Origin of the sequence: Acidisoma sp., from assembly GCF_035492295.1 — a bacterium.
In the GTDB taxonomy this organism is placed as follows: domain Bacteria; phylum Pseudomonadota; class Alphaproteobacteria; order Acetobacterales; family Acetobacteraceae; genus Acidisoma.
The window spans coordinates 1-15,171 of sequence record NZ_DATJJK010000259.1 but is presented as its reverse complement, the minus strand read 5'-3'; the positions used below and the strand labels follow the sequence as shown (position 1 = coordinate 15,171).

At 67.7% G+C, this 15,171-nt stretch carries 17 protein-coding genes; 10 read left to right on the top strand and 7 right to left on the bottom strand.

Going from position 1 to position 15,171, the window contains the following annotated elements:
* The 8 genes from VL752_RS19525 to VL752_RS19490 form a co-directional block, all read left to right on the top strand.
* Positions 1–650, top strand: a 650-nt coding sequence (locus VL752_RS19525) for a heme ABC transporter permease (RefSeq protein WP_325357847.1), incomplete at its 5' end; no start/stop codon positions are given.
* On the top strand, positions 647–814 hold the full coding sequence (locus VL752_RS19520) for a heme exporter protein CcmD (RefSeq protein ID WP_325357845.1): 168 nt from the start codon (positions 647–649) through the stop codon (positions 812–814). The genes VL752_RS19525 and VL752_RS19520, both read left to right, overlap by 4 nt.
* On the top strand, positions 814–1,326 hold the full coding sequence (gene ccmE / locus VL752_RS19515) for a cytochrome c maturation protein CcmE (RefSeq protein WP_325357849.1): 513 nt from the start codon (positions 814–816) through the stop codon (positions 1,324–1,326). The genes VL752_RS19520 and ccmE overlap by 1 nt, the downstream gene beginning before the upstream one ends.
* Before the next feature lie 10 nt (positions 1,327–1,336).
* Entirely contained in the window at positions 1,337–3,301 is a 1,965-nt protein-coding gene (locus VL752_RS19510; RefSeq protein WP_325357843.1) for a heme lyase CcmF/NrfE family subunit, read from the top strand.
* Positions 3,302–3,309: 8 nt separating this feature from the next.
* Positions 3,310–3,888, top strand: coding sequence for a DsbE family thiol:disulfide interchange protein (locus tag VL752_RS19505; protein ID WP_325357841.1), 579 nt, complete (start codon positions 3,310–3,312; stop codon positions 3,886–3,888).
* Positions 3,888–4,349: a cytochrome c-type biogenesis protein gene (locus VL752_RS19500; RefSeq protein ID WP_325357839.1), complete on the top strand. Its 462-nt coding sequence runs from the start codon at positions 3,888–3,890 to the stop codon at positions 4,347–4,349. Before VL752_RS19505 ends, VL752_RS19500 begins: the two co-directional genes overlap by 1 nt.
* Complete coding sequence (ccmI, locus tag VL752_RS19495; protein ID WP_325357837.1) at positions 4,346–4,972, top strand: c-type cytochrome biogenesis protein CcmI; 627 nt, start codon at positions 4,346–4,348, stop codon at positions 4,970–4,972. Before VL752_RS19500 ends, ccmI begins: the two co-directional genes overlap by 4 nt.
* A 43-nt stretch (positions 4,973–5,015) precedes the next feature.
* Positions 5,016–5,186, top strand: coding sequence for a DUF1674 domain-containing protein (locus tag VL752_RS19490; protein WP_325357835.1), 171 nt, complete (start codon positions 5,016–5,018; stop codon positions 5,184–5,186).
* On the opposite strand, the gene dnaQ is transcribed toward VL752_RS19490, so the two are convergent.
* The 5 genes from dnaQ to VL752_RS19465 form a co-directional block, all read right to left on the bottom strand.
* On the bottom strand, positions 5,183–5,878 hold the full coding sequence (dnaQ, locus tag VL752_RS19485; RefSeq protein WP_325357833.1) for a DNA polymerase III subunit epsilon: 696 nt from the start codon (positions 5,876–5,878) through the stop codon (positions 5,183–5,185). The genes VL752_RS19490 and dnaQ overlap by 4 nt on opposite strands.
* Complete coding sequence (coaE, locus tag VL752_RS19480) at positions 5,875–6,462, bottom strand: dephospho-CoA kinase (protein WP_408863188.1); 588 nt, start codon at positions 6,460–6,462, stop codon at positions 5,875–5,877. The genes dnaQ and coaE overlap by 4 nt, the downstream gene beginning before the upstream one ends.
* Positions 6,463–6,493: 31 nt before the next feature.
* Positions 6,494–7,339: a shikimate dehydrogenase gene (locus VL752_RS19475; RefSeq protein WP_325357829.1), complete on the bottom strand. Its 846-nt coding sequence runs from the start codon at positions 7,337–7,339 to the stop codon at positions 6,494–6,496.
* Positions 7,340–7,355: 16 nt separating this feature from the next.
* Positions 7,356–7,880, bottom strand: a complete 525-nt coding sequence (gene secB, locus VL752_RS19470) for a protein-export chaperone SecB (protein ID WP_325357827.1) — start codon at positions 7,878–7,880, stop codon at positions 7,356–7,358.
* Positions 7,881–7,958: 78 nt separating this feature from the next.
* Positions 7,959–8,498: a histidine phosphatase family protein gene (locus tag VL752_RS19465; RefSeq protein ID WP_325357825.1), complete on the bottom strand. Its 540-nt coding sequence runs from the start codon at positions 8,496–8,498 to the stop codon at positions 7,959–7,961.
* A 156-nt stretch (positions 8,499–8,654) separates the two neighbouring features.
* On the opposite strand from VL752_RS19465, the gene VL752_RS19460 reads away from it, so the two are divergent.
* Both VL752_RS19460 and VL752_RS19455 read left to right on the top strand, forming a co-directional pair.
* The gene (locus VL752_RS19460) at positions 8,655–9,359 is read left to right on the top strand and encodes a Tim44/TimA family putative adaptor protein (RefSeq protein WP_325357823.1); all 705 of its coding nucleotides are present in this window, start codon (positions 8,655–8,657) and stop codon (positions 9,357–9,359) included.
* A 55-nt stretch (positions 9,360–9,414) separates the two neighbouring features.
* Positions 9,415–10,602, top strand: coding sequence for a murein transglycosylase A (locus VL752_RS19455; RefSeq protein WP_325357821.1), 1,188 nt, complete (start codon positions 9,415–9,417; stop codon positions 10,600–10,602).
* Here VL752_RS19455 and VL752_RS19450 read toward each other — a convergent pair.
* Together VL752_RS19450 and VL752_RS19445 are read right to left on the bottom strand one after the other, a co-directional pair.
* Complete coding sequence (locus VL752_RS19450; protein ID WP_325357819.1) at positions 10,536–11,828, bottom strand: MFS transporter; 1,293 nt, start codon at positions 11,826–11,828, stop codon at positions 10,536–10,538. The genes VL752_RS19455 and VL752_RS19450 overlap by 67 nt on opposite strands.
* 130 nt (positions 11,829–11,958) lie before the next feature.
* Entirely contained in the window at positions 11,959–15,138 is a 3,180-nt protein-coding gene (locus tag VL752_RS19445) for an error-prone DNA polymerase (protein ID WP_325357817.1), read from the bottom strand.
* Positions 15,139–15,171 lie beyond the last annotated feature (33 nt).

Here is a 15,171-nt window from a genome sequence, read left to right as displayed (position 1 = left end):
TGACCGCCATCGGCCTCGTCTGGGGGCTGTTCTTCTCGCCCCCGGATTGGCAACAGGGCGACGCGGTGCGGATCATGTATGTGCACGTGCCGTCGGCCTGGCTCGCCTCCGCGGGATACCTGGCCCTGGCGGTGTGTTCCGTGCTGTCGCTGGTCTGGCGCCATCCCCTGGCCGACCTGGCCGCCGCGGAAATCGGGCCGGTGGGTGCCGGCTTCACCGCATTGTGCCTGCTCACCGGCAGCATCTGGGGCAAGCCGATGTGGGGCGCCTGGTGGGTCTGGGACGCGCGGCTGACCTCGGTGCTGGTCCTGTTCTTCCTCTATCTCGGCCATATCGCGCTGATCCGCGCCTTCGACAACGAGCAGCGGGGTTTTCGCGCGGCGGCGATCCTCGCTTTGGTCGGTCTCGTCAATCTTCCCATCATCAAGTTCAGCGTCGACTGGTGGAACACGCTGCACCAGCCGGACAGTATTCACCTCTTCGGTCAGACGACGATGCCGGCTGCGATGCTCGACCCGCTGCTGGTCTCGGCCCTCGGCATGACGCTGCTCTTCGCGGCGATCGTGCTCGCGCGGCTGCGCGCGGCGGTGATGGAGCGGCGCATCCGGGCCCTGCTGGCGGCCCGTCTGCGCCGGACGGAGGCGGCATGACCGGCACGGCACCGCTCTGGCCCTATATCGCGGGCGCCTACGGGGTGACGGTCGTCGCGCTGGTGATCCTCGGTCTGCAGGCTTGGCTGCGCGCCGGGGGGGCACGGCGGCGGCTGGCCATGCTTGAGGCCGAGTCTCCGCGCCGCAGGGGGCGCCCAGCATGATGACCCGGAAACGCCGCCGGCTCTGGTTGGTGAGCGCGTGTCTGCTTGCCTTCGGCGGAGCGACGGCATTGACGCTCTCTGCCTTCTCCGGAGATATCGTCTACTTCATGTTGCCGGGGGCGGTGCTGGCGCAACGGCCGCCGCCGGGCCAGGTCTTCCGGCTCGGCGGGATCGTCGCGGAGGGCTCTCTGCATCCGACAGCGGTGGAAGGTGAGCCCGGAGTCGTCTTCGGCGTGACCGACGAGCATGGCCATGTCGTCCCGGCGGAGTACGGCGGCGTGCTGCCTGATTTGTTTCGGGAGGGGCAGGGGATCGTCGCTATCGGCACGTTGACGCCGGACGGAACCTTCCAGGCGCGCGAGGTGCTGGCCAAGCACAGCGCGGATTACATGCCGCCGGAGGTGGAGAAGGCGCTCAAGAAGGACGGGCTGTGGAATCCGGCGACCGGCCGCCCGCCACCGGCTGCAGCCTTCCGTCAGACTGCCGCCGATCTTGCTGCGGCGGGCGGTTGAGGCGGGTGGGATGATTCCGGAACTTGGCCATTATGCGCTGGCCCTTGGCTGCGTTGTGGCAGCGGCCCAGGGGCTGCTGTCCCTCTGGGGGGCGCAGCGAGGGGATGCGCGGCTGATCAGCGCCGCCCCGGCGCTCGCCCTCTCGCAGGCGCTCGCCGTCACGCTCGCCTTCCTCGCCCTCGTCTGGTGCGGAGTCGTCTCCGACTTCTCGGTCATGAATGTCGCCGAATATTCGAGCGCCACGACGCCGCTGCTGTATCGCATCACCGGCACCTGGGGAAACCACGAGGGATCCATTCTTCTCTGGTGCCTCATCCTCTCTCTCTGCGGCGGAGTCGTGGCAGGTTTCGGCGAGCGGCTGCCGTCCTCGTTCCGGGCACGGGTGCTGGGCGTGCTTGGCTTGGTCAGCAGCGGCTTCCTGCTTTTCACGCTGACGCTCTCCGATCCCTTCCAGCGTATCTGGCCGCCGCCGATGGACGGGCAGGGGGTCAATCCGCTGCTGCAGGATCCCGGCCTCGCCTTCCATCCGCCGATCCTCTACTGCGGCTATGTCGGCTTCTCGGTCGCCTTCGCCTTCGCCGTCGCCTCCCTCCTCGAAGGCACGGTGGATGCCGCCTGGGGGCGCTGGGTGCGGCCCTGGACGCTTGCTGCCTGGTGCTTCCTGACCGCCGGGATCGCGCTCGGTTCCTGGTGGAGCTACTACGTGCTCGGGTGGGGCGGCTACTGGTTCTGGGATCCGGTCGAGAACGCGTCTCTTCTCCCCTGGCTGACCGGAACGGCGCTCCTGCATTCCGCGATCGTGGTGGAGAAGCGCGAGGCGCTGAAAATCTGGTCGCTCCTGCTCGCGATCATGACCTTCTCGCTCAGCCTCTGCGGCACCTTCATGGTGCGCTCGGGCCTGCTCAATTCGGTGCATGCCTTCGCCAACGACCCGGCGCGCGGTGTCTTCATCCTCGCCCTTCTCGGCCTCGTCATCGGCGCCTCGCTGCTGCTCTTCGCCGTCCGGGCGCCATTGCTCCAGCCGGCCGGGCTCTTCGCGCCGCTGTCACGGGAAGGCGGGCTCGTGCTTAACAACATCCTGCTCTGCTCAATCATGGCGGTGGTGCTGGTGGGCACGATGTATCCGCCTTTCGTTCAGCTGATCTTCGGGCAGCAGATCAGCGTCGGGCCGCCCTTCTTCGAAAGCACCGCGATTCCGCTGGCCGCTCCGTTGATCGCGGCGATGGGCCTGGGCCCCGCGCTCTCCTGGAAGAGGGCCGCACTCGGCCCCGCGCTGTTGCGGCTGTGGTGGGCGGCGGTCGCGGCGCTGGTGCTGGTGGCGCTGATCTTTCCCAGCCACGGCCTGCGCGCGGCGCTAGGCCTTGGCGGGGCGGTCTGGCTTCTACTCGCGGCGGCGGCGGATATCGGCAACCGCGCTGGCTGGCGGCCCGGGCGCCTGCTGCATCTGCCGCGCGCGGCCTATGGCGCGGCGCTCGGCCATGCCGGGCTCGGCGTCACCATTGCCGGCATCGCGGGCATGACGCTTGCGCTGCACAGCATCAGCCTGGTCCAGCCCGGTCAGACGATTCGTCTCGGCGGCTTTGACTGGACGCTCGACGGTCTTCAGGACCAGCCGGGGCCGGATTACGCCGCGCGCGTCGCGACGCTGACCGTCCGCGACGCGGGGAACGGCGCCCTGGTCGCGACGCTGCATCCGGCGCGGCGGAGCTTTCCGCTTCAACAGCAGACGACGACCGAGGTCGCGATCCGGACCAATGGCCTGCGCGACCTTTACGTCGCGATGGGCGATGAGCGAGATGGCGGGGTGGTACTGCGCATCCATGTCAATCCGCTTGCGCCCTGGATCTGGTTTGGTGCGCTGATCATGGCGGCGGGCGGGGCGCTCTCGCTGTCCGATCGGCGGTGGCGGGTCGGCGCGCCTCAGCGGCTGCGCCAAAAGGGGAGGGCGCGGCCCGCGGCCGTGCCGGCCGAATGAGCGCCCCGATGCCGCAGGATACCCCTCAGAAATCCATCATCGCGCGGCGCCTGATGTTGGGCCTGCCGCTGCTCGGCCTGGGGCTGGCAGGCGGCGGTTTCGCCCTGATGCTGCGGCAGATGAGGAACGGAAGATTCGACCCCCATGCGCTGCCGAGCCAGCTGATCGGCCGCGCCGTGCCGGATTTCACCCTGCCGGGGCTTGCGGGTGGCCCGATGACCGGGAACCAGCTGCAGCACCCTGCGGGGCCGATGCTGGTGAATTTCTTCGCCTCCTGGTGCGTGCCCTGCCTGGAAGAGGCACCGACGATGGCGGCCCTCGCCAAGACAGGGCTGCCGATCTGGGGCATCGCCTACAAGGACAACCCGGCCGATACGCGCCGCTTCCTGGCCCAGAACGGCAATCCCTATGCGCGTATCGCTCTCGACCAGCCGGGCCGCGTGGCCATCGACTGGGGTCTCTACGGTGTGCCGGAAACCTATCTGATCGACGCCCAGGGCATCGTCCGCTGGCGCTATGCCGGGCCGCTGACGAGTGCGGTGGTCGCGGGCGAGTTGCAGCCGCTGCTCGCCAAGGCGGGCGCCTGATGCGCCGGAGCCTCATCGTCGGTTCGCTCGGCCTCCTGCTCTGGGGCGGGGCCGCCCATGCGGTCAGCGATCCCTCTGAACTGCTCTCCAATCCGACGCAGGAAGCGCGCGCCGAGGCGATCGGCCAGCAGCTGCGCTGCCTCGTCTGCCAGAACGAGAGCATAGAGGCGAGCGATGCCGGCCTGGCGAAGGACATCCGCGCCCTCATTCGCCAACAGGTGGTGGCGGGGCGGACGGACCGGCAGATCATTGCCTCCATGGTCCGGCGCTATGGAAACTTCATTCTTTTGAAACCGCCCTTCGACGCGCTGACAGCGCTGCTCTGGGCGAGCCCGGTGGTTGCGCTGCTTGCGGGCGCAATTGCGGCCTTTCTTGGCCTGCGACGGCAGCGGCGCCGGGTGGCGCCCCCTCCTCTCAGCCCCGCCGAGCGGGCGCAGCTCGACCGGTTGATGCGCCCATGATTTGGTTCGGCTTCGTTTTGCTTTCCCTGCTGGTCATGGTGCCGGTGCTGGCGGCGCAGGGGCGCGTCGCCTTGCGCGGACGGCGCGAGGCGGCGCTGGCCCTCTATCGCGGTCAGCTCGGCGAGGTCGCGGAGGAGGGGTCACGCGGCGCTTTGGGCCAGACAGAGGCGGCGGAAGCCCGGCTTGAAATCCAGCGCCGCCTGCTCGCGACCGGAGAGACGCCCGAGGTACTGCCGCCACAGCCCCGCGCCTGGCGCAGCTGGCGGCTGGCGGTGCTGGTGCCGCTGCTGCCCTTTCTGGCGCTCGTCCTCTATCTGCAGAACGGCGCACCCCTCCTTCCGGCCGCACCTCTCGCGCCGCGCCTCCAGGCGATGGCGGCGAAGCGGCAGGAGGATCAGGCCATGCTCGCCTTGCTGCAGCAGAAGATCGCCACCCTCGATCCGAAAAGCGAAGAGGCTCGCCAGGGCTACGTTCTGCTCGGCAAGCTCGACGCCGATATGGGCGACGCTTCGGCTGCCGCGCAGGCCTGGGGGCTGGCGCTCGCCATCCGCTCCGATCCCCAGCTTGAGAAACTGCGCGCCGCCGCGGCGGCGATCGCGAAGCAGATGGCACAGACGCCGTGAGGCGGAGGCTTGTTCCCGGACTTGGCCGGACTATCTTCTCTGCATGACCCAGTCCGATCCGAAGCCAGCACCGCCTGATCCGCCGCCCAGCCCTCAGGACACGCCGCCGGTAGACCCGAAGGCCGCAATGCCCAAGGAAATTGGTGGCCCGTCGGGCCCCGAACCCACGCGCTTCGGCGACTGGGAGCAGAAGGGTCGCTGCACGGACTTTTAGCCGGCCGAGGCCGCGTCTTTCAGCCAGATCGGATCTTTGAGCTGGGCCAGGAATGCCGCGTGGCGCGCTGCCTCCTCTGGAGAGACCAGGATCGGCCGTGGCCGGCGTTCGGCCACCGCCTCATATTGAGCGATCGCATCGCCTGTTTCGCTGACGGCGAGCGAGAGTCCGCGCTGCCGGCCGCCCGTAAGCTCGATATAGACCTCCGCCAGCAGCTTGCAGTCGAGCAGGGCGTTGTGGGTGGTACGGGCCGAGAGGTCGATGGCGAAGCGGCGGCAGAGCGCGTCCAGGCTGTTCGGCATGCCTGGAAAGCGCGCCTTGGCCAGCGCCAGCGTATCGACCATGCGATGGGGGCCGAGGGCCGGCAGTCCGCAGAGCTGCAGCTCCCAGTTCAGGAAGCTGAAGTCGAAGGGTGCGTTATGGGCGACGAGCATCTCGTCCTCACCCATGAATGCCATCATTTCGGCAGCGATCGCCCGGAACAGCGGCTTGCCCTGGAGATGCTCGAGCGTGAAACCATGCACGCGGGTCGCCTCTGCCGGGATGTCGCGTTCGGGGTGGATAAGGCAGTGGAAATGCGCGCCTGTCGGCAGGTCGTTGATGAGTTCGAGCGCCGCGACCTCGATGACGCGATCTCCGGTCTTCGGGTCGAGACCGGTCGTTTCGGTATCGAAGAGGATGGAGCGGGTCATCCGCGGATCTCCTGAACAAGGCGCCGGATGCGCGCCTGGGCGTAATGCCGTGAGAGGCCGGTCTTCACCACCACATCGGCGCGCCGGCGCTTTTCCGAATCGGGCATCTGGCGGGCGATGATGGCAGCGATCTCTTCATCCGTCATGCGCCGGCGCCGGCGCAGCCGCGCCTTCTGGTTGGCGGTTGAGGTCGAGACGACGAGGGTGACATCGACATCCGGATTGGGAGCGGTTTCGAAGAGCAGGGGGATGTCGAGCACGGCGAGTCGTGCTCCCCGGCGACGGCAGCGGGCGAGGAAGGCACGCCGGGCCGCGCGCACGCGGGGATGAATGATGCGCTCGAGCGTCTTCCAGCCGCCGGGATCGGCCATCAGCGCCGCACGCAGTTGGTTCCGGTCTACCCGGCCGTCTCGCACGGTATTGGGGAATGCCTCCGCAATGGCGGGCACGGCCGCACCACCCTGTGCCTGCATCCGATGGACCTCATCGTCAGCGTCGAAAACCGGGATGTGTAGGCGCCGGAACTGCTGGGCGGCGGTCGATTTGCCCATGCCGATCCCGCCCGTGAGCCCGATCACCTTCACGCCTGCGGCCTTTCGTTCTGGCGGGCACCGGTCACCCCTTCGGTCGTAAATCCGCGGCGATGAAATCGTAGAGCGCATCGTCCACCGTCGGCGTCACACCGAACCAGGCCGCGAAGCCCGGAACGGCCTGATGCAGAAGCATGCCGAGGCCCGGGGCCGTCTTCAAGCCGCAGGCGCGGGCGGCCTCGATCAACGGGGTCTCCAGCGGAACGTAGACAATGTCCGAAACACCGGCGCCAGGTGCGGCATGCGAGAGGTCGATCTCGAGCGGTTCATGGCCGCCCATGCCGAGGGAGGTCGTGTTGACGATGAGCGCGTGGTCCGGGATGGCCGCATTTCGCGCCTGCCAATCCACAACCCGGCAACCGGGGAGTATCCCGGCCAGCGCCTCGGCCCGCGTCCGGGTGCGGTTGGTGAGCGTGACGGCAACACCGAGACCGCGCAAGGATGCGGCGATTGCCCGCGCCGCGCCGCCCGCGCCGAGCAGCAAGGCGGGACCGGCGGCCGGATCGATGCCGTGCTGTCCGAGGTTGGCAAGGAACCCGGCCCCATCCGTATTGCGCCCGGTGATCCCTCCGTCCTGGAACACGAGGGTGTTCACGGCGCCGGCTTCCCGCGCGGACTCCTCGACCGTGTCGCAGAGGGCGAAGGCCGCTTCCTTGTGCGGGATGGTGACATTGGCGCCACGGAAGCCGGCGGCGCGCAGCCCGCGCACGGCGACGGCGAAGTCCTCCGGCTTCACGGCCAGAGGCATGTAGACACCGTCAATGCCATGCCGTTCCAACCAGAAGCCATGCAGGCGTGGCGAGCGCGAATGTGCGACTGGCCAGCCGATGACGCCCGCCAGCCGCGCATGCCCCGTCAGGATCGCCGTCATCGGCCGAACGCGGCGCTCAGTTGACCGTCGCGTTGGCGGCCTGGGCCGCGGCCATTGCCTGCTGGCGGCGGGCCTGCCACAGCGAGAGGAAGTCGATCGGGCCGAGCAGCACGGGCGGGAAGCCACCGTCGCGGGTCACGTCCGCCAGGATGTTGCGGGCGAAGGGGAAAAGCAGGCGGGGGCCTTCCACCATCAGCACCGGCTCGATCTGGTTCTCCGGAATGCCGTTGAGCGTGAAGATGCCGGCATAGGAAAGTTCGGCCAGGAAGACGACCGAGGAGGTATCCCCCGGGGTGGGCGCCATGTCCGCCGGCTTGGTCGCCTCCACACGGGCCAGAAGGGTTACTTCGAAGACCAGCTGATCCTCGACCAGCCGCTTCACCTGCACGTCGAGATTGACCGCGACCTGGGGCGAGCTGCGCAGCGTGGAATAGATCTGCGGCGCGCCGGGAACCTCGAACGAGAGATCCTTCACATATTGCGCGTTCACCACGAGCGGTGCAGCGACGTTCTGGGGGTTGGCGTTGGCTTGTTCGGACATGGGTTCTCTCTCGGTCTCGATCTTTGTTGCCCTACCATCGGGGGCTTTGGGCGCCAAGGTGCGCGGGCGCGCCGCGGGTCAATCAGTCAGGAAACCGGCATTCGGTTCGATCACGACCCATTCGGCATTATTCAGGCTTTGCCCGGTCATGGCCAGGATGAAACCCCAATGGCTGACGACCAGCGTCTCTTCGTGGTCCGGGCGGGCGGCCATGTCCTGATGGAAAACGGCGGCGCGGGCGAGGATCGCGCGCTCGCTTTCGGTCTCGGCCGGCCACCAGCGCTCCGGCACGGAAGCGAAATCATGATCCGGCCACTCGGCTGTCAGCCGGCTCGCGGGGCTGCCGACATCGCAGGAATAGGCAAAGCGCTCCCGCACGAGGGGTGAAATCGTGACCGGCAGACCGAAATGCCGGGCGAAAGGGGCGGCCGTCTGCAGCACGCGGGTATAGGGGGACGCGACGATTCGGGTGATCCGGACCTGTGCGAGCGTGGCGAGTGCTGCCTCCACCTGACGCTCGCCAAGCGGGGTCAGGCAGGGATCCTCGATTCCCGGGTCGATTCCGGTGCGTGAGAATCGGACGTTGAATTCGCTTTGGCCATGGCGGATCAGAATCATGCTAAGCTTATCTTATGAGCGGGAGCGGCAGGATAGGGGCAGCGTCCGCGCCCACGGCCTTGCCCGGCTTCGGTTGCGATGCGGCCGACGGCGGCCTATGTCTCCCTGCATTGGCACAGGCGCGGCCGCGAGGCCACGCCTCAGGAATGGGTTTTCATGAATTTTTCCGGTGGGTTTCCGGTCGATCTCGTTCTCTTCGGTCTGATCGCCGCCTTCCTCATCCTTCGGCTGAGGAGCATCCTGGGCCGTCGGACGGGCTTCGAGGGCCGGACGCGGCCGGTGCCGCCGGCCGCCGCCCGCGCTCCGTCTGCACGGGGCAATCGCGATGGCCAAGACAGAAGCGCCCCGGTCATCGAGGGGCGGGCCGAGCCGGTGCCGCCGCGCCCGGTGCGTCCCTTGCCCGATCCGAATTCCCCGCTCGGCGAGCAGTTGCGCCGCCTTAAGACGGTCGAATCCGGCTTCGATCCGCAGCGCTTCCTGGAAGCGGCCGAGAATACCTTCCGCACCATCGTCGCTGCCTTCGCGGCCGGCGACCGCGTGACCCTGCGCTCGCTGCTCACCGACGACACCTATCGCGCGTTCGAAACGGCGATCGCCGCGCGCGAGGCGGCGGGCGAGACCCAGCGCACGGAAATCCGGGAGATTTCGACGGCTGCGATCGCCGTGGTCGAACTCAACGGGTCCGTCGCCGACATCACGCTGCGCTTCGTTTCCGACCAAGTGAACCTGACGCTCGGGAAAGACGGTCAGACGGTCTCCGGCACGGATGGCATCACCGAGATGGTCGACCTCTGGACCTTCGAGCGCGATCTCTCGCTCCGCGACCAGACCTGGCGCCTCGCCGCCGCCCGCAGCGCCTGAGAGGCCCCGCTTGCTTACAGGGAAGACAACAGTTCGGGCCGCTGGGGCCGGGCTGATGCTGAGCCTCCTCGCCGGCTGCACGCTGCCTCAGGGCACAAGCACCGCGCCCGCCAGCTGGGAACCGGTTGCCTTTTCCAGCCTGCCCGGCTGGAACGCGGGACATCCGGCCGAGGCGCTGACGGCCTTCGTCGCGAGCTGCCAGCGGATCCAGTATTTCCCGCCCGACCAGGCGCTGGGCGGCTCGGGTCTGGCCCTGCAGCTCGGCGGCAAGGCTGGGCTGTGGCAAGCCTCCTGTGGCGCGGCCAAGGCCGTGCCGTCCGGGGATGACGGCGCCGCCCGGGCCTTCTTCGAGAGCTATTTCCAGCCCTATCTCGTCACCCAGTCCGGCAGCAGTACGGCCAAGATCACCGGCTATTACGAGCCGGAGGTGCAAGGCTCGACCGACCGTGGCGGCCAGTACCAGACACCACTGCTCAGCCTGCCGCCCGATCTCGTGACCGTCGATCTCGGTGCCTTCGACCCTGACAAGACCGGCAAGACCGGTATCGGCCGTCTCGATGGCCGCAAGGTCGTGCCCTATTACGACCGCTTCCAGATCGAGAACGGCGCGCTCGACACCTCCGCTCTGGCGATCGCGTGGCTTGCCGATCCGGTGGATGCCTTCTTCCTGCAGATCGAGGGATCGGGCCGGATCGACCTGCCCGATGGCAGCGTGATGCGCGTGACCTATGCCGGCAAGAATGGCCGGCCCTATGTGCCGATCGGGCGTGTCATGGTGGAGCAGCATCTGCTCGCCGCCAATGATGTGACGGAGCAAAGCATCCGCGCCTGGCTGGAAGCGCATCCCGATCGCGCGAAGGCGATCATGGACGCCAATCCCTCCTACGTCTTCTTCCAGACCGCGCCGAACCTCGCCGCCGCGGCAGGGCCGCCGGGGGCACTTGGCGTCAGCCTCACGCCCGGCCATTCCGTGGCCGTCGACCGGCGCTATCTGCCGCTCGGCGCGCCGGTCTGGCTTACCACGACCGATCCTGTGACCCATGCGGCGCTCGACCGCATGGTGGTGGCGCAGGATCTGGGCTCGGCCATCACCGGGCCGCTGCGGGCCGATCTCTTCTTTGGTACGGGCGCCAAGGCTTCCGTCAGCGCCGGGGCGATGAATGCCGCGGGCACGCTCTACGTGCTGCTGCCGCGACCTGCGGCGGGCTCCGCACCCGCGGCGGGGACTCCGCCGACCTCCTGAGCTTCGGCAATCTCGATCGGTTCTTCCTTGATGAGGATTTGGGCCGGCGCCGCGCGCACCGGCACGAAGGCGCTCTCGCTCTCGACGCTCGGCCGGCGGCGGATGCGAAAGAGCGTGAAGCCGGAGAGTAAAGCCAGGCAGAAGGCGAGGAAGAAAAAGAGCGAATCGGGCCCGAGATGGGCCATGACGATGCCCGCGAGCAGCGGCCCGACGCTCGACCCTATCGCCCAGGCAAAGAGAAGGCCGCCGCTGGAGGCGACATACTGGGAGCGGTCGACACGGTCGTTCGTCTGTCCGGCGCCGAGGCCGTAGAGCGGCGCGGTGACGCCGGAGAGCACGCAGCCGAGCAGGATCAGCACCCAGAAGGCGGAACCGCCGCCCAGGATCGGGAAGACGAGCGCGACCAGGAAAGCGAGGCCGAGTGCCGCGAGCGTGATCGGCCGGCGGCCGAAGCGGTCCGCCGCCATGCCGACCGGATATTGCACCACGAGGGCGGCCGCGAGCGCCGCCGAGAGAAAGGTCGGGATCTGGTGCGGGCTGAATCCGTGCCGCTCCAAATAAAGCGGGGCGAGGGTGTAGAAGGAGCTGTTGACCAGGCCTGACGCGATGACGCAGGTCGTGCCCATGGGCGAGATATTGAAGAGCTTGACGAGGCCGAAGCGCTGCCGCTCGCCGAGAGTGGGGTTCTGGGTCGGCGTCAGCGCCATGGGCAGCAGCGCGGTCGCCAAGGCGACGCCGACCATGGCGAGCGTGCGGTCGGCATCCTTGAACAACGCATAGGCCAGCGGCCCCAGCGCCGCACCGCCCCAGGAAACCAGGAGATAGGCGCCGAAGACGCGCCCGCGCGAGGTATTGTCTGCCTTGTCGTTCAGCCAGCTCTCGGCGACCAAAAACATGCCGGAGAGCATCCAGCCCATGACGAGGCGCAGCACCGTCCAGAGCAGGGGATCGTGCGCCATGATCATGAGCAAGGCGCAATCGGCCGAAACCGCGAGGAAGACGGCGAAGGCACGGATATGCCCGACCGCGCGGACGAGCCGGGCGCAGGTCAGCGTGCCGAGCAGGAAGCCCACGAAATAGCCGGAGCCCACGAGGCCGATCGCATTGGCCTTCAGACCATGGGCCGCGAGGTCGAGGGGAATGAGCGTCGTCATCATCCCCAGCGCCACTTCGGCGATGAGGACGCCGAGGAGCACGGGAATGATGGAAGAGAAGCGGGCGGACACGGCAGCTCCTGCGACGGCAGAGGGAGGATCGCTTATGGCACGCCGATCGTGTCGGACTTGGGGCATAAGTTTCGATGAAGCTTAGGTGTTTAAGACGGGATGGCATGCGCTGAGATCAGATCGCGCCGGATCAGCGGAAATCGCGTGTCGGCACGCGGATGCTGCCGCCCGGACCGCCCCGCTTGACCTCGTCCGCGCGCGCCAGCGCCTCCGGCATCCGCGCCTCCTCCGCCCCAAGCTGCGCCAGCAGTGGCGAAAGATCGGTGAGTATCTCTGCGATGACGTGGATGACCTGACCCTCCTTCTGCACCCGACCGCGAATAGCCAGCATGCGTGCGCCCAGGATGATGGCGCGATGCGCCTCGTAGACATCGGGCCAGATCACGGCATTGGCGAAGCCGGTTTCATCCTCAATCGTGACGAAGAGCACGCCGCGGGCGGAGCCCGGCCGCTGGCGGACCAGCACGAGACCCGCGACCGTCAGCCTCGCCCCATCCCGTGTCACAGCGAGATCGGCGCAGGGCGTGATGCGCTGCACCGAGAGGTGCGGCCGGAGGAAGGAGGCGGGATGGGCGCGGAGCGAAAGCCCGACAGCTCGGTAATCCTCCACCACCGCGCGCTCCTCCGTCATGCCGCGGAGTGCCATCTGCGGCTCGGCCTCGCCCGCGCTGCGTGCCGCGAAGAGGGGCAGAGCCCCATCCGCGAGGCCGCCGATCGCCCAGAGCGCCCGCCTGCGGTCGAGACCGAATCCCTCGAAAGCGTCAGCCGCCGCCAGAGTCTCCAGCGCTGCACGCGGCAGGGATGTGCGATCGGCGAGATCGGCGAGGGAGGTGAAGGGGGCTGTGTCCCGGACCAGGACCAGGCGGGCCGCGTCCTCATTGGCCAGGCCCTTCGCCATGCGCAGACCGAGGCGGAGTGCCAGACCGCCGCCGGCCCGCGTCTCCAGGGTACAGTCCCAGCGGGAGTGCAGGACAGAGACGGGGCGGATCTCCACCCCATGGGCCCGCGCATCGCCCACGATCTGCGCCGGGGCGTAGAAGCCCATCGGCTGACTGTTGAGCAGGGCGGCGGCAAAAACCTCCGGGTGATGACACTTCATCCAGGCACTGGCATAGGCGATGAGGGCGAAGCTTGCCGCATGGCTTTCGGGAAAGCCGTAGGAGCCGAAACCCTCTATCTGGCGGAAGGTGGCTTCCGCGAAATCGCGCGGATAGCGTCGTGCCACCATGCCCTCGATCAGCTGGTCGCGGAATTTCGAGACGCCGCCGGTCATCTTGAAGGTCGCCATGGAGCGGCGCAACTGGTCGGCCTCTCCGGGTGTGAAGCCGGCGCAATGGATCGCGACTTGCATGGCCTGTTCCTGGAACAGCGGCACGCCGAGCGTCTTGCCGAGTACGCGTTCGAGTGCCGGGGAAGGATAGGAGACCGGCTCCTTCTGTTCCCGCCTCCGCAGATAGGGATGCACCATGTCCCCCTGGATGGGGCCGGGCCGCACGATCGCCACTTGAATGACGAGATCGTAAAAGGTCTGGGGTTTCAGGCGCGGCAGCATGGCCATCTGCGCGCGGCTTTCGATCTGGAAGGTGCCGAGCGTATCGGCCCGGGAAATCATCTCGTAGGTTGGCTTGTCTTCTTGCGGAATGGTGGCCAGCGTCAGCGCCTCGTTCTTGTTTTCCGCCAGAAGATCGAAGGCGCGGCGCATGCAGCCAAGCATGCCCAGGCCCAGAACATCCACCTTCATGAAACGCAGAACGTCGATATCCTCCTTGTCCCATTCGATGATCTGCCGGTCCTGCATGGCGGCGGGAGCGACGGGCACGAGGTCGGACAGCCGGTCCTGCGTCAGCACGAAGCCGCCGGGATGGGTGCCGAGCTGGCGCGGGAAACCGATCAGCGTTTCGGCGAGGGACAGGGCAAGTTTTAGGCGCTGGTCGGCCGGATTGAAGTTGAGAGCACGCAGGTTCTCGTCCGTCAGCGCCTCCTCCGACCAGCCCCAGACCTGAGAGGCGAGGGCGCTCGTCACATCCTCCGTCAGCCCCAGCGCCTTGCCGACATCCCGCACGGCGCCACGCGTACGGTAGCGCATGACAGTCGCGCAAAGCGCGGCACGCGCGCGCCCGTAATGCGCATAGACCCATTGGATAACGGTCTCGCGCGCCTCGTGCTCGAAATCGACGTCGATATCCGGCGGCTCCCGCCGCTCGGCGGAGATGAAGCGCTCGAACAGAAGATTCGAGGCCACGGGGTCGATTTCGGTGATGCCGAGGACGAAGCAGACGGCAGAATTGGCGGCCGAGCCGCGACCCTGGCAGAGGATGCCCTGGCCGCGTGCGTAGCGGACGATGGAATGAACGGTGAGGAAATAGGGGGCGTAGTCAAGTTGTTCGATCAATTTAAGCTCATGATCGATCTGCGCTTTGATGCCCGGAGGAATCTTCTCTGGGTAGCGGCGCGGCAATCCCTCCGCGACCTGGCGGACGAGCACTTGTTGCGCTGTTTCCCCGCTCTCGGTCTCGCTCGGATACTGGTAACGGATCTGGCCGAGATCGAAATTCGCCGCGGCCAGGACACGCTCTGTATTGGCGATCGCCTCCGGATAGGCGCGGAGCAGCCGCGCCATCTCACGGGGGGCGCGAAGGTGGCGGTCGGCATAGCGTTCGCGCAGGAAGCCCGCCTGATCGATCGTCGTATGTTCGCGGATGGCGGTGAGCACGTCCTGCAACGGGCGGCGCTCAGGCGTGTGGTAGAGCACATCCCCGGTCACGAGCAGCGCGACCCCGGCGGCACGCCCGGCTTCCGCCAGCCGGTGCAGCCGCCGGGCATTGCCGGGCAGGCGACGGGGGGACAGAGAGAGATAGCTCTGCCGGCCGAAGAGGGCGCGGAGACTGTCCAGATGGGCGGCAAGGTTCGGATCCTCGGCCTCCACAAGGGACGCCGCGATCAACCCCTGTGTCTGAGGCTGCAGATCCTGCCACAGAAGATGGCAGGTTCCGGCCCGTTTCGTCGCCGTGAAGCCGCGTGCCTTGCCGGCCGAGAGCAATTGGCAAAGATCAGACCAGCCTGCGCGATCCCTGGGATAGACCAGGAGGGAAGGCGCATCGAGAAAATCCAGCCGGCAGCCGGGGAGGAGGCGAAGGCCGGCTTCCTGCGCCGCGACCCAGGCACGCACCATGCCGGCCACTGAATTGCGATCCGTCAGGCCGATTGCCGCATGGCCCTGCGCCTTCGCCGTGCCAATCAACTCCTCCACATGGCTTGCGCCGCGCAGGAAGGAGTAGTTGGAGGTGATCTGGAGTTCCGCATAGGCCATGGGCGGAGGCTAAAGCATGTTCTTATTTTGTTC